This is a genomic window from Kocuria sediminis (assembly GCF_009735315.1).
Taxonomy (GTDB): Bacteria; Actinomycetota; Actinomycetes; order Actinomycetales; family Micrococcaceae; genus Kocuria; species Kocuria turfanensis.
In genome coordinates, this window is the sequence record NZ_WOGU01000014.1 from 1 (window position 1) to 14,321 (window position 14,321).

Consider the following 14,321-nt stretch of genomic DNA (forward strand, 5'->3'; position numbering starts at 1 on the left):
TCCGGCAGATGGAGATGGCCGACGACATGCCCCCGCACCTGAAGTCCCTGATGCGCCCGAAACCGCAGCGCCGGCGCGCCCGCCCCAGCTGGGAGGACGAGGAGGACGCCCTGCTGGACGCCCTCGAGCAGCAGGGCACCGGCGCCCGCGACTGACCCCGGGGCGCGGACCGCACGGGCCGGGCCCGCGGCAGGACCCGGCCCGGCCGCCGTCACCGTGGCCGAACCCCCGGCAGGGACCGCGGGCCGGCGGCCGGACGGACCGCCGACCCGGGCCTGCCCGCCGGCGCCGAGGGCTCAGGCCAGGGAGATGAGGTCCTGGTACTCCTGGCTCCACAGGTCCTCGGTGCCGTCGGGCAGGATCACCACGCGCTCGGGGTCCAGCGCCTCCACCGCGCCCTCGTCGTGGGAGACGAGCACGACCGCGCCCTCGTAGGTGCGCAGCGCGTTGAGGATCTCGCGGCGGGAGGCCGGGTCCAGGTTGTTGGTGGGCTCGTCGAGCAGCAGCACGTTGGCCGAGGACGCCACGAGCGTGGCCAGCGCCAGACGGGTCTTCTCGCCGCCGGAGAGCACCCCGGCGGGCTTGGAGACGTCGTCGCCCTGGAAGAGGAACGATCCCAGGACGTTGCGGACCTCCGTGTCGGCGAGGTCCGGGGCGGCGGAGCGCATGTTCTCCAGGACGGTGCGCTGCGGGTCCAGGGTGTCGTGCTCCTGGGCGAAGTAGCCGAGCTTGAGCCCGTGGCCGGGGATCACCTCTCCGGTGTCGGGCTGCGCCTCCCCGGCGAGCATCCGCAGCAGCGTGGTCTTGCCGGCGCCGTTGAAGCCCAGGATGACCACCCGGGAGCCCTTGTCGATGGCGAGGTCCACGTCGTTGAAGATCTCCAGGGACCCGTAGGACTTCGACAGGTCCCGTGCGGTGAGCGGGGTCTTGCCGCAGTCGGCGGGCTTGGGGAAGCGGATGTTCGCCACCTTGTCGGCCTGCCGCTCGCCCTCCAGGCCCTGCATGAGCCGCTCGGCGCGCTTGATCATCTGCTGGGCGGCCACGGCCTTGCTGGCCTTGGCGCGCATCTTGTTCGCCTGGTCCATCAGCGCCGTGGCCTTCTTCTCCGCGTTGGCGTACTCGCGCTTGCGGCGGTGGGCGTCCTGCTCGCGCTGGAGGAGGTAGTTCTTCCAGCCCATGTTGTACAGGTCGATGACGCAGCGGTTGGCGTCCAGGTACAGGACCTTGTTGACCACCATCTCCATGAGCTCGACGTCGTGGGAGATGACGAGCAGCCCGCCCTGGAAGTTCTTCAGGAACTCCCGCAGCCAGACGACCGAGTCGGCGTCCAGGTGGTTGGTGGGCTCGTCCAGGAGCATGATGTCGGCGTCCGAGAACAGGATCCGCGCCAGCTCCACGCGCCGGCGCTGACCGCCGGAGAGGGTGCGCAGCGGCTGGCCGAGGATGCGCTCCGGCAGGTCGAGGTTGGAGGTGATCGTCGCGGCCTCCGACTCGGCCGCGTAGCCGCCGCCGGCGAGGAACTCCGCCTCGAGCCGGTCGTAGCTGCGCATGGCCTTGTCCCGCACGGCGTCGTCCTCGGAGGCCATGTCCTGCTCGGCCGCGCGCAGCCGGGCGACGACGCCCGCGAGATTGCGGGCGGAGAGGATCCGGTCCCGGGCGAGCTGTTCCATGTCCTCGACCTTGGGGTCCTGGGGGAGGTAGCCGATCGCCCCGGTGCGCGTGACGGTCCCGGCCGCGGGCAGGGTCTCGCCCGCGAGGACCTTCGTCATCGTCGTCTTGCCGGCGCCGTTGCGGCCGACGAGACCGATCTTGTCCCCCTTGTCCACGCGGAAGTTGACCTCGTCCATGAGCAGCCGGGCACCGGCACGCAGTTCGAGGTTCTGGACAGTGATCACGGAGGAGACCTTTCGGCAGGGTGCGGGGCGGGGTCAGCGCCCGAACGGGCAACCAACCCATCCTACCGGCCCCCGTTCCCCGGCGGCACCCCGCTCAGCCGGCCGGGTCCGCGTTCTTGCTCACGTGGTGGGCCGGCATCTCGTCGGCCAGCGCCGACGACTCCCCCGGCAGGGTGCGGGCGTTGTAGTCGGCGACCTGCCAGCCCCGGTGCGGGTGCTCCTGCAGCACGGTCCAGGCGCAGTTGGCCATCCCGGCGAACATGTCCCGCAGCTCGGGCGGGGCCCCCAGGAAGGCCAGCACCCCGCTGCGCAGGGCCGCGCCGTGGCCGACGAGCACACCGGTGCGGCCCTCCTCGAGCGCGGCCGCGGCGTCGCCGAGCACGGCCGCCATCCGCGCGTCGACCTCCGAGGGCAGCTCCGCCCCGGGCACCCGGTAGTCCTCCTGGGTGAAGAACCGCTCGTAGACCTCCGGGTGGCTCTCGCGGAACTCGGCGAACGTGGTGCCCTGCCGGATGCCCACGTCGTACTCGCGCAGCCGGGCGTCGAGCCGGACCTCCAGGCCCGTCAGGGCCGCGAGCTCCTGGGCGGTGTGCCGGGCCCGCTGCAGGTCGCTCGACCACACGAACGCCGGCTCGAACGCCGCGAGCACCGGAGCCGCGCTCCGGGCCTGCAGGCGTCCCACCGGGTCGAGCGGGATGTCGGCCTGTCCCTGGGCGCGCTTCTCGACGTTCCAGGCGGTGCGCCCGTGACGCCACAGCACCAGGCGCCGGCGCACCCGTCCCGTCACGATGGCCTGCTGGTTCATCCCTGCCCCTCGTCCGTGGTCCCGCCCTCGTCCCCATTTTCGGGGCCGCGACATAATCGTGCGAGTCTTCCCGGCGGGCGGGGGCGCTCGGTATCGTGCGACGGCAACTGGTCGGTCATGTGCCAGTATTCCCCACCGTCGGAAGCGGGCAGCATGCGACAGGACGTCCAGCAGTGGTTCAGCACCCGCAGCTACCACGCCCGGGAATGGACACCGGAACAGCTCTGCGGCCGGAAGGCCGGCACGAGGGTCAGCGTGGTGCTGCCGGCCCGCGACGAGGCCGCGACGGTGGGCCGGATCGTCACCGCGCTGCGGCAGGAGCTCATGGAGGACGTGGCGCTGATCGACGAGCTGGTCGTCATCGACTCGGACTCGACGGACGGCACGGCGGCGATCGCCGCGGCGGCCGGGGCCCGCGTGCACCGGCAGGACGAGATCCTGCCCGCCCACGGCAACGTCCCCGGCAAGGGCGAGGCGCTGTGGAAGTCCCTGGCGGTCACCACCGGTGACGTGCTCGCGTTCGTCGACGCGGACCTGCGGGAGTTCGACACCCGCTTCGTCGTGGGGCTGCTGGGCCCGCTGCTGACCGAGCCCGGGGTGCAGTTCGTCAAGAGCTGCTACGACCGCCCGCTGCACGACGGCACCACCATCCTGCCGGCCGGTGGCGGCCGGGTCACGGAGCTGGTGGCCCGCCCCCTGCTCAACCTGTTCTGGCCGCAGCTGGCGGGGCTCGTCCAACCGCTGGCCGGGGAGTACGCCGGACGCCGGTCGCTGCTGGAGCGGGTGCCCTTCGTCTCCGGGTACGGGGTGGAGATCGCGATGCTCATCGACGTCCTGGAGGCCGTGGGCCTGGACGCCATGGCCCAGGTGGACCTGGGCGTGCGCTCGCACCGCAACTCCTCGGACGCGGCCCTGGCACGGATGGCCGCCCAGATCCAGCTGACCGTCCAGGCCAGGCTGCGCTGCGAGTCCCCGGTGGCCGGTGAGCACGGCCAGCTCACGCAGTTCCTGCGCCAGGGCGAGCGGTTCCTCGCCGAGACCCACGACGTCAGCGTCCGCGAGCGCCCGCCCATGGTGGGCATCCCCGAGTACCGCGCCCAGTTCGTCGGCCGCGTCGCATGAGCGGGCTGCGGGTCCTCGTGAACGCGGGCCCCTGGCTGCCCGTGCCCCCGTCCGGCTACGGCGGGATCGAGACGGTGGTCGCCACCCTGGTCCCGGAGCTGCGGCGGGCGGGGGCGCACGTCACGCTGGCCACCGTGGGACCCAGCACGCTCGAGGCGGACGACCACCTGCGGCCGTTGCCGGAGCCGGCGTTCCGGTCCATCGCGATGCCGTACAACCGGGTCTCCGGCATCGCCCACGCCCACATGCAGGTCCTGGTGGACGCCCTGCGGGAGCGGGACCGCTGGGACGTGGTGCACGACCACCTGGAGGTCGTTGGCCCCTCCGTGCTCGCCGCCATGGGCACCGCCGCCCCGCCGACCCTGCAGACCCTGCACTGGGACCTGCGCAAGCACTCCGAGTTCTACTCCGCCTTCGACGGCCGCGGGCGCGTGCGCTTCGCCGCGGTCTCCGCCTCGCAGCTCGAGAGGGCCCCGGCGAACCTGCGCCGGCAGACGCTGGGGGTGGTGCCGCTGGCGGCGCCGCCGCCGCTCGAGGTGGCGGCGGACCCCGGCGAGCACGCGCTGGTCCTGGCGCGCATCACCGCGGACAAGGCCCAGGACGTGGCCGCCCGGATCTGCCGCCGGGCCGGGGTGCCCCTCGTCCTGGCCGGGCCCGTGGCCGGCATCGACGACCCGGAGGAGCTGGAGCGCCGGCTCGCCGACGGCGACGAGGCGCTGCGCGCCCACCCCGACGTCCGCTACTGGCTCGACGAGGTGCGGCCCCTGGTCGACGGCACGACGGTGACGTGGGTGGGCGGTGTGGCCGGCGAGCGCAAGGAGCGGCTGCTGCGCTCCGCCCGGGCGCTGCTGAGCCCCATCCGCTGGGCCGAGCCCGGCGCCACCGGCGTCGTCGAAGCGCTGGCCCGGGGCGTGCCCGTCGTGGGGACGCCGCGCGGGGTGCTGCCCTCGCTCGTCGAGCACGGGCGGACGGGCTTCCTGGCCGCCGAGGAGGACGACCTCGTCCGGCACCTGCACGAGCTCGACACCCTGGACCCGCAGGCCTGCCGCGAGGCCGCCGAGCAGTGGACGCCGGTGGGCATGGCCCGCCGCTACCTGGAGATGTACCACCGGCTGCTGGAGGAGAACCCCGCATGACGCTCAGGATCGCCCTCGTCGGGGCCGGCTCCGTGGCCCGGCGCCACGTCGGGGTGCTGCACGGGCTGGGCGGCGCCCGCGTGGTCAGCGTGACCGACGCGCACCGGCCGGCGGCCGAGGCCCTCGCCGCCGAGCTCGACGTCCCGTGCTTCACCGACCCGGACCAGGCCCTCGACGCGGTGGACGCCGACGCCGTCTACGTCTGCGTCCCGCCCTTCGCCCACGGGCCCGCGGAGCTCGCCGCCCTGGAGCGCGGCAAGGCACTGTTCGTGGAGAAGCCCGTGGGGCTCGGCCTGGACGTCGCCGAGCGGATCGGCCGACGGGTCGAGGAGACCGGGGTCGTCACGGGCACCGGCTACCACTGGCGCTGCCTGGACACGGCCGTGCTGGCCCGTGACCTGCTGGCCGAGGCCCCGCCGCTGCTGGCCAACGGCTACTGGCTCGACAAGCGCCCGCCGGTGCCCTGGTGGGGCCGCACGGACCGGTCGGGCGGGCAGGTCGTCGAGCAGCTGACGCACGTGCTGGACACGGCCCGGTTCCTGCTGGGCGAGGCCGTGGAGGTCTACGCCGCCGGGGTCCGCGGCACCCCGGACGGCACGAGCCCTGACGCCGGGGACGTCGACGACGCGACCGCCGCCACCGTCCGCTTCCGTTCCGGGGCGGTGGCCACGCTCGCGGCGACCTCGGCGCTGGCCGTCAAGCACCGCGCCGCTCTGCACACGGTCAGCCGCGGCCTGGTCCTGGAGCTCGCCGAGGACGGGCTCACGGCCTTCTGGCCCGCCGAGCGCACCGAGCACGCCCCCGCCGAGGACCCGCGGATCGCGGTGGACCGGGAGTTCCTCGAGGCCGTGCGCGGCGAGCGCGAGGCCACCCGGGTGCCCTACGGCGAGGCGCTGCGCACCCACCGGCTCGCCTGCGCCATCGCCCAGTCGGCGCGCACGGGACAGGCGGTCGCGCTGGAGGAGCGCGGATGAGCGCCCGGCGCAACCTGGTGGTTCCCGCGCGGGGCCGGATCGAGATCGCCGAGGAGGAGCTGCCGGACGTGCCGGAGGGCGGGCTGCTCCTGGAGACCCTGGTCACCGGGCTCTCGGCCGGCACGGAGCTGGCCTTCGTCAAGGGCGACCACCCCGGGCTGCACTCCCGGCACGACACCGAGCTGGGGCTGTTCCGCCCCGGTGTGGCCGAGCAGGGCTACCCGGTGCGCCGGCTGGGCTACATGGAGGTCGCGCGGGTGGCCGAGTCCCGCACCCCGGCCTTCCGGGCGGGCGACGTCCTGGCCTCGGCCTACGGCCACGCCACCGCCCACGTCGCCGACCCGCTGGGCGAGCACCTGGTGCCGCTGCCCGCGGCGCTCGACCCGCTGCTGGGCGTGTTCGTGGCCCACTTCGGCCCGATCTGCGCCAACGGGCTGCTGCACGCGGCCGCCGACGCCGGGCCGGTGCGGGGCCTCGGTGACGGTGTGGCGGGGCGGCTGGTGCTCGTCACCGGCGCCGGGCCGGTGGGCCTGGTCACCGGGCTGTTCGCCCGGGCCCTCGGTGCCCGGGAGGTGGCCGTGGCCGACGCCGACCCGCGCCGGCGGGCGGTCGCGGAGCGGCTGGGCTTCCTGCCCCTGGATCTCGACGACGACCCGGGCCGGGTGCTCAAGACCCGCTGGCGGCACGGACCGGGCGAGCACGGCGCCGACGTCGTGTTCCAGTGCCGGGGCAAGCCCGGCGCGCTGCACGCCGCGCTGCGGGCGGTCCGGCCCCAGGGCAGCGTGATCGACCTGGCGTTCTACACCGAGGGCGCCGACGCGGTGCGGCTGGGCGAGGAGTTCCACCACAACGGGCTGAGCCTGCGCTGCGCCCAGATCGGGCGGGTGCCCCGCGGTCTCGCCCACGTCTGGGACCGGGCCCGGCTCTCTGCCGAGACGATCCGGCTGCTGGGCGACCACGCGGCGGAGGTCCGGGAGCACCTGATCAGCGACGTCGTGGACTTCGACGACGCACCGGCGCTCATGCACGACGTCGCGGCCCGCCGCCGGCACGTGCTGACCGCGGTGTTCGAGGTCGACGGCCGCTCCTGACCAGCGCCGACGCGCCGCCGCGGCGGCCCTGCCGGTGCCCCGACCGGTGGACACCCTTCTGTCAGCCGCCTTAGGGTTGAGGTGAGCGCCGTCGTCGTCGCACGACCGCACCCCCGACCGCCGCCTTCCCCGAGGAGCCCCGCATGGCCACGTCGTCCCGCCCGGAACAACCACCCCGCCGCTCCGGCGGCGGGTCGTCGACCGCCCCGCTGCACGCCGAGAAGGTCCTGGGCGGCGAGGCCGACCCCGGCATCGTCGGGGTCCCCGCCACGGGCCCGGGGGTCGAGCCCGCCGGCTTCGAGGAGACCACGCAGGCGCTCGCCCCCGCGGTCAGCCCCTGGGCGGACTCCCTCGGGCGGGCAGGGTCCCGCGCCGCCCAGACGCTGCTCGTCGCCGCCGTGGTGGTGGGGGTCATCTGGGTCCTGCTGCGGGTCAAGGTCGTGCTGATCGCGGTGCTCGTGGCGCTCATCCTCGCCTCCGCCGTGGGGCCGGCCGTGAAGTGGCTCGAGCGCCGCGGCTGGTCCAACCTGCTGGCCACCCTCGCGGCGTTCCTCGGGATCCTGGCCCTCGTCGGCGGCGTGCTCACCGGCATCGTGTTCGCGGTGCGCAGCGAGTGGGACACCCTCACGGCCTCCGCGCTGGAGGGCTGGAACGAGCTGCAGCGCCTCGTGCAGTCCGGTCCGATCCCGGTCGACACGGCAGCGATCGACTCCGCCGTGCAACAGGCCGGGGACTTCGTCACCAGCGGCTCCTTCGCCGGCGGGGCCATCAGCGGCCTGGGCGCAGCCACGGAGTTCATCACCGGCGTGGTGCTGATGATCGTCGTGCTCTTCTTCTGCCTCAAGGACGGCGAGAAGATGTGGAACTTCACGCTGCGCTGGTTCCGCGGCGAGCGCCGGGCCAAGCTGGCCGAGTCCGTGGACCGCAGCGCGCAGGTGCTCGGCGGCTACGTCCGCGGGACGGCCTTCGTCGCGCTCATCGACGCCGTGTTCATCGGAGTTGCGCTGCTCGCCCTGCGCGTTCCCCTTGCCATCCCCCTCGCTGTCCTCGTGTTCGTCACCGCGTTCATCCCGGTGGTCGGCGCGACCATCGCGGGCGTTGTCGCCGTCCTGGTCGCCCTGGTCACCAACGGACCGGGCACTGCTCTGCTCGTGGTCGTGGTGATCATCGTGGTCAACCAGATCGAGGGCAACATCCTGCAGCCGATCATCATGGGCCGCACCCTCAGCCTGCATGCGCTGATCGTGCTGCTCGCCCTGACCGTCGGCACCCTGGTCGGCGGGATCTTCGGGGCCATCCTCGCCGTGCCCTACACCGCCGTGGCGTGGGCCGTGATCCAGGTGTGGTCCAGCCGCTACCAGGTCGGCGACGACCCCGTGCTGGGGCCGGACCCGGTGAACCCGAAGGACCGGGTCGAGTCGAAGGCCACGATGGCCGAGCGCTGGAAGTACCAGCGGATGCGCTATCAGCAGGCGCTGGGCGGCCGCTTCGGCGCCACGGAGCGCGACGCCGACCGGCAGGACGACAGCACCGACGACGGCGGCGAGCGCGCCTCGCGCGCGGCGGGCCGGGGCACCGGTTCGGGCGAGGACGCGCGCAAGCCCTAGTCTGGGACCCATGACCAACACCGAACGCCGCCGGTCCGTCACCGCCGAGGACCTCGCGAACATCGCCGTCTTCGCGGCTCTCACCGCGGCCCTGTCCGTCCTGCCCGGCATTCCGCTGGGCGGGGCGGGCGTGCCGCTGACGCTGCAGACCCTCGCCGTGTTCCTCACGGGCCTGGTCCTGGGCGGGACGCGCGGTTTCCTGGCGGTGGCGCTCTACGTCCTGGTCGGGCTGATCGGTGTGCCGATCTTCGCCGGCTTCCGCGGCGGCCTCGGCGTGCTCGCGGGCCCCTCCGCCGGCTACATCCTGGCCTTCCCCTTCGCCGCGGCCGCCGCCGGCTACGTGGCGCAGTGGCTGATCCCGGCCCGCCGGGCCGGCGACGGCGGGGCCACGAACGCCCGCTACGAGCGCACCGGCACCTACACGCTGCGGCTGGTGGCCGCCGCCCTCGCCGGGTTCGTCGTGATCCGGATCGGCGGCATCACCGGGCTCGTGCTCAACGCGCAGCTGCCCCTGCGGGACGCCTTCCTCGCCGACCTCGTGTTCTGGCCCGGGGACCTGGTCAAGTGCGTGCTCGCCGCGGTCATCGCCGTGGGCGTGCACAAGGCATTCCCCCGGATCGCGGGCACCCGCTGACCCGTGGCCGGCTCCCCGGGGCCGCGGCCCTCGTGTGCTCCGAGGTCACGGTCACCGCCCCCACCGCCTCCGGTGAGCTGACCCTGCTGCGCGGGCTCGACGTGACCCTTCCCGAGCGGCGGGTCGCCGTGGTCGGGCTGAACGGGTCCGGCAAGTCCACTTTCCTGCGGCTGTTCAACGGCCTCGCCCGACCCGCCTCGGGCGCCGTCACCGTGCACGGCATCAACGTGGCCCGCGACGTGCGCACCGCCCGCCGGCACGTGGGCTTCGTCTTCACCGATCCCCTCTCCCAGCTGGTCATGCCCACCCCCGTGGAGGACGTCGAGCTGTCCCTGCGCGGGACCGGCGTCCCCCGCGCCCGGCGACGTGCCGCGGCCCTCGCCCTGCTCGAGCGCGTGGGGATCGCCCACCGGGCCGAGCACAGCATCTACGACCTCTCCGGCGGGGAGCGCCAGCTCGCGGCCTTCGCGGCCGTGCTGGCCGTGGAGCCCGAGGTCCTCGTGCTCGACGAGCCCACGACCCTGCTGGACCTCCGCAACCGCGGGCGGCTGATCGACATGCTCGACGGGCTGCCGCACCAGCTGCTGATCTCCACGCACGACCTCGGGCTCGCCGCGACAGCGCCCCGCGTCCTGGTCCTGCACGAGGGGCGTCTGGTGGCCGACGGCCGCCCCGAGCAGGTCCTGCCCGCCTACGAGCGCTGGTGCGCCGACGGCTTCCCGCAGGAGGACGCGCCGTGAGCCGCGGCCCGGACCTGTTCGGCAGCTACACCCCCGGCACGAGCTTCCTGCACCGGGCCCCGCTGTGGAGCAAGGGCGTGGGCATCGTCGTCGTGACCGTGGCCGTGGTCCTCGCCCCGTCGTGGCCGGTCCCGGCCGCGCTCACCGCGGGCCTCCTGGTGGCGGGCACCGCCGCCGGCGTGCGGGCCCGCGAGTGGTGGCGCGGGCTGGCCCCCGCGCTGCCCGTGCTGGTCCTGCTGGGCGTCTACCACGTCCTCACCGCCGGACCGGGCCAGGCGGCCGACGTCCTGGTCACCATCGTGGTCTTCCTCGTGGTCACCCGGGTGCTCATGCACACCACTCCCCTGCCCGAGCTGCTCGACGGCGTGGTGTGGCTGTGCACCCCGGTGCGGCTCGTCGGCGCCGATCCCGAGCGGATCGGCCTGGCCGTGTCTCTGATGCTGCGCTCGATCCCGTTCATCGTCGGCGCCGTGGGCGAGCTGCGCGACGCCGTGCGCGCCCGCGGACTGCGCCCCAACCCGGTGCGGCTCGTCACGCCCGCGGTGATCTCCACGGTGGCCTACGCCCAGCGCACCGGTCAGGCCCTCGCCGCGCGCGGATTCGACTGAGCGGCACCGCACGAACGTCAGTGCGCTTATGCTTTGCCCATGACTTTCAGCAACGACTCCCAGCTGGACCCCGGGCGGGCCGGCGGTGGTGGCGGCCGCGGCGTCGCCGTGGGCGGTGGGATCGGCGGCACGCTGCTGCTGCTGGTCGTGGGCCTGTTCTTCGGCCAGGACGGCATCGACGCCCTCACCGGAGGCGGACAGGACTCCGGCGGCGGCTCCTCCTCCGGACAGGAGGAGTTCGCGCACTGCGAGACCGGCGCGGACGCCAACCAGTACAGCGACTGCCGGATGATCGCCACCGCGCAGAGCCTCGACCAGTTCTGGGAGGGCTACCTCCCGCAGGCCGCCGGCGAGCGCTACGTGCTGCCCGGGCTCGAGCTCTACCAGGGCCGGGACTCCACCGCCTGCGGTACCGCGTCCTCGGCCGTGGGCCCCTTCTACTGCCCGGCCGACCAGACCGTGTGGCTCGACGTGGCGTTCTTCGACGAGCTGCAGACCCAGTTCGGGGCCGAGGGCGGGCCCCTGGCCGAGGAGTACGTGCTCGCCCACGAGTTCGGCCACCACATCCAGCACCAGATCGGCACCCTGGGATACGCCCAGCAGGACCCGCAGGGCCCGGAGTCCGGCGCCGTGCGGGTCGAGCTGCAGGCCGACTGCCTGGCAGGGCTCTGGGCCCGCGGGGCGTCCGGCGACACCTCTGGGGCGGTGGACCTGCAGGAGGTCACGCCCGAGCAGCTCGAGCAGGCGCTCAACGCCGCGTCGGTCATCGGCGACGACCGCATCCAGGCCACCACACAGGGCCGGGTGAACCCCGAGGCCTTCACGCACGGCACCTCCCGCCAGCGCCAGCTGTGGTTCTGGGCCGGCTACCGCACCGGCGACCTGGACCAGTGCGACACCTTCGCCGCCCGCGACCTCGACAACCCGCCGGCGTTCTCCTAGCACCTCACGCCCACCCCGGCGCACCCCGCACACATCCGACCCGCACTCGCCGAGCCCCCACGGCCACGCCCCCTGAACCGCCGAGCCCCCAGCTACCCACCAATCCCCCAGCAATAGTCATGGGGAACTGAAGGAAAACTGGGGGCTCGGCGTCAACGGGGAGCTCGGCGAGGCAGCCCGTGGCAGTTCAGACAGGTCGGGTGATGACTATTGGCTAATCTGCCCCCATGACGACAAGGACGGCAGTGGCCATCTACGCCCGCATCTCCCAGGACCGCACCGGCGAGGAACTGGGAGTCAAACGCCAACTGGACGACTGCCGCGCCGAGGCCCAACGACGCGGCTGGCAGGTCGCGGACGAGTACGTCGATGACGACATCTCGGCCTACTCGGGCAAGCAGCGGCCGCAGTACGAACGCATGCTCACCGACATCGCCGAAGGGCGCCGCGACGGGGTGATCGTGTGGCACATGGACCGGCTGCACCGCCGCCCGGTCGAGCTGGAACGGTTTGTGGACACCTGCACCGCCGCCGGAGTCCGCGACGTGGTGACGCTGTCCGGGGATGTGGACCTGGTCCACGGGGACGGGCTGCTAATGGCCCGCCTGCTGGCGGCAGTGGCCGCCAACGAGTCGGACTCCAAGCGCCGTCGAGGCGCCCGCAAGGCATTGGAAATCGCCCAGTCCGGACGCCCCGCGATGGGCGGGCCACGCCCGTTCGGCTTCCAGGACGACCGGGTGAGCCACCACCCCACCGAGGCCCCGATCATCGCAGAGCTTGCCGCACGTGCCCTCGCCGGGGAGACCCTGACGTCGCTAGCGAGCTGGTTGCAGGAGACCGGGGTGAAGACGGTGGCGGGCAGGGAGTGGCGCACCAACACCCTGCGGACCCAACTGACCAGCCCGCGCATGTGGGGCATGCGCGTCCACCAGGGCCAGATCATCGGCCCGGCCCAGTGGGAACCGATCATCACCTCTGAACAGGGCGAGCGGCTCCGGCGGCTCTTGCTGGACCCGGCCCGGCGCACCAACCGCAGCGCACGCCGCTATCTGCTCTCCGGTCTGCTGGTATGCGGCAAGTGCGGCAACCGCATGCACTCGGCACCGCGCTACGACACCCGCCGCTATGGCTGCCGGACCGGTCCGGATTTCGGAGGGTGCGGGGGCGTGTACATCTACGCCGAGATGCTCGAGCAGTTCATCACCGAAGCCGTGCTGTTGCGCCTGGACTCCCCCGCCATGGACCAAGCGCTGACCGAGGACGGCATCGACCACGACCAGCTCCGCGCCCTCGCCGACACCATCGACACGCAAAAGCGGCGCCTGGACGACCTGGCGACCATGTGGGCCGACGGAGAGATCTCCAAGGAGGAATGGCGAACCGCCCGGAACCGGATCGAGGGCAAGCTCAAAGACGCCCGGAGCCAGTTCGACCGCTTGAATCGCCGCGACGCGGTCACCGAGTACATCGGCCAGGGCCAGCAGCTACAGGAAGTCTGGAAGTCCCTCAACCTCTCCCGGCAGGTCGCCATCGTCAAAGCCGTCTTGAACTCCGTCACGATCCTGCCCGCCACGCACCTCGGGCGGCACGGACTGGACCACGATCGGGTCGTGCCCGACTGGCGGCAGTGAGGGCAGGGCGGCCGGTCGCGTGCTCGGCGCCGGGGCGCCGTGCGCGCGCAACCGTTCCGCCCTCGCCCCCAACAGCACACCGAGCTCGTGCAATGCCGCCGGGTCGGTGATCTTCTCCGGTACTCCTTGTGCTGCGCAGGTGGAGCTGACCCATGCCGCCACCACGGACGGATCGATCTTGCCCACGATCAGATGTCCCACTGCGCCCAGATGGCCGGCGGACCATCCCAGGACTCCACCTGATCGGAGTTCCAGCGCACCGCCGGCTTCGCGCCAAGAACCTCGGATGCCTGCTCAATGACCGACCCGGGGCTGTCCCCGTGCAGGCGTCTCACCTTCGGTTGGAAGCCCTGACCGAGGTCGTAGCGGTGCATGCCCAGCGCCCGGGTGTTCGGGTCGGTGAAGGTTTTGGTGACGTACTTGGACAGATACCGCGCCGCCAGCCGCGCCTCACTGAGCGAGCCGGAACCGACCGGCAGATCTCCTAGCAGTTTGATGTGCACGAACCCACGGCCCCACGCCTCGCTGATGAGGCTCCGCGAGATGTAGCGCCCCACGGCGAAGTGCACGTGGAAGTGCACCCCGTCCTTATGCAGTTCCGGCACCCAGGCGTACGGCAGAGGGTCGCCGCCGAGGCTGTCGCGCAGTTGCCGGAAGAACAGCCCGGCATGTGCCCGGACCAGGCGGGGGTCAGTGCACCGAGGTTCGCCGTAGGTGAGAGTGCCCAGACGGTTCAGCCGGTTGGCCGCGCAGTATCGCCGCAGTTTGGCCCGAGCACGGCGTGCCGCCTCTTGGGCGGCTCGCTCGGGATCAACGGCAGACCCGGGAGCAACATAGGAGCGGTCGGGCCGCTGGGACGGGACAAAGCAACCACCGCCCTCCCCAGCATCGGGGTACAGAGACAGACGCCACCCCGCATCGACGGCAAGCGGAAGCGTAGGTGCAGCGGAGGAAGGAAAAGCGGACATGACACACCCTGGAGGTCAGGAACCACGAAGGTTCGCACTGTCGCCAGAGAGTGAGCAGACACCCAAGGTAACCGCTACAGTCCCGCGACGTCGCCAGCAGACGCACGCCGTGCCAGACCGGGAGAACAACTGCACCAGATCCCTTGTAGTCGCACAATTTAGCACCCG

At 72.9% G+C, this 14,321-nt stretch carries 13 protein-coding genes; 10 read left to right on the forward strand and 3 right to left on the reverse strand.

The window, feature by feature from the left end; genetic code table 11:
• Positions 1-296 precede the first annotated feature (296 nt).
• On the reverse strand, positions 297-1,895 hold the full coding sequence (locus GMA12_RS15075) for an ABC-F family ATP-binding cassette domain-containing protein (RefSeq protein ID WP_162459929.1): 1,599 nt from the start codon (positions 1,893-1,895) through the stop codon (positions 297-299).
• 94 nt (positions 1,896-1,989) lie between these two features.
• Positions 1,990-2,700 carry a histidine phosphatase family protein gene (locus GMA12_RS15080; protein WP_162459930.1) on the reverse strand — a complete coding sequence of 237 codons (711 nt, stop codon included), beginning with the start codon at positions 2,698-2,700 and terminating at the stop codon, positions 1,990-1,992.
• Between the two features lie 153 nt (positions 2,701-2,853).
• Here GMA12_RS15080 and GMA12_RS15085 point away from each other — a divergent pair, with 153 nt between their 5' ends.
• From GMA12_RS15085 to GMA12_RS15130, 10 genes are all read left to right on the forward strand, one after another.
• Entirely contained in the window at positions 2,854-3,822 is a 969-nt protein-coding gene (locus GMA12_RS15085) for a glucosyl-3-phosphoglycerate synthase (protein WP_156270341.1), read from the forward strand.
• Positions 3,819-4,958: a glycosyltransferase gene (locus GMA12_RS15090; protein WP_156270342.1), complete on the forward strand. Its 1,140-nt coding sequence runs from the start codon at positions 3,819-3,821 to the stop codon at positions 4,956-4,958. The genes GMA12_RS15085 and GMA12_RS15090 overlap by 4 nt, the downstream gene beginning before the upstream one ends.
• Complete coding sequence (locus GMA12_RS15095; protein ID WP_156270343.1) at positions 4,955-5,932, forward strand: Gfo/Idh/MocA family protein; 978 nt, start codon at positions 4,955-4,957, stop codon at positions 5,930-5,932. Before GMA12_RS15090 ends, GMA12_RS15095 begins: the two co-directional genes overlap by 4 nt.
• Complete coding sequence (locus GMA12_RS15100; RefSeq protein ID WP_156270344.1) at positions 5,929-7,023, forward strand: zinc-dependent alcohol dehydrogenase; 1,095 nt, start codon at positions 5,929-5,931, stop codon at positions 7,021-7,023. Before GMA12_RS15095 ends, GMA12_RS15100 begins: the two co-directional genes overlap by 4 nt.
• Positions 7,024-7,166: 143 nt before the next feature.
• A complete protein-coding gene (locus GMA12_RS15105; RefSeq protein ID WP_156270345.1) occupies positions 7,167-8,630 on the forward strand; it encodes an AI-2E family transporter in 1,464 nt (487 codons plus the stop codon).
• A gap of 10 nt (positions 8,631-8,640) precedes the next feature.
• Entirely contained in the window at positions 8,641-9,264 is a 624-nt protein-coding gene (locus GMA12_RS15110) for a biotin transporter BioY (protein WP_156270346.1), read from the forward strand.
• A gap of 32 nt (positions 9,265-9,296) precedes the next feature.
• Positions 9,297-10,004: an energy-coupling factor ABC transporter ATP-binding protein gene (locus tag GMA12_RS15115; RefSeq protein WP_370831726.1), complete on the forward strand. Its 708-nt coding sequence runs from the start codon at positions 9,297-9,299 to the stop codon at positions 10,002-10,004.
• The gene (locus GMA12_RS15120; RefSeq protein ID WP_162459931.1) at positions 10,001-10,612 is read left to right on the forward strand and encodes an energy-coupling factor transporter transmembrane component T family protein; all 612 of its coding nucleotides are present in this window, start codon (positions 10,001-10,003) and stop codon (positions 10,610-10,612) included. Before GMA12_RS15115 ends, GMA12_RS15120 begins: the two co-directional genes overlap by 4 nt.
• Before the next feature lie 39 nt (positions 10,613-10,651).
• Positions 10,652-11,554, forward strand: coding sequence for a KPN_02809 family neutral zinc metallopeptidase (gene ypfJ / locus GMA12_RS15125; RefSeq protein ID WP_156270348.1), 903 nt, complete (start codon positions 10,652-10,654; stop codon positions 11,552-11,554).
• 245 nt (positions 11,555-11,799) lie between these two features.
• The gene (locus GMA12_RS15130; protein ID WP_370831728.1) at positions 11,800-13,185 is read left to right on the forward strand and encodes a recombinase family protein; all 1,386 of its coding nucleotides are present in this window, start codon (positions 11,800-11,802) and stop codon (positions 13,183-13,185) included.
• A 188-nt stretch (positions 13,186-13,373) separates the two neighbouring features.
• On the opposite strand, the gene GMA12_RS19690 is transcribed toward GMA12_RS15130, so the two are convergent.
• Positions 13,374-14,153 carry a rolling circle replication-associated protein gene (locus GMA12_RS19690; RefSeq protein ID WP_156270350.1) on the reverse strand — a complete coding sequence of 260 codons (780 nt, stop codon included), beginning with the start codon at positions 14,151-14,153 and terminating at the stop codon, positions 13,374-13,376.
• Positions 14,154-14,321 lie beyond the last annotated feature (168 nt).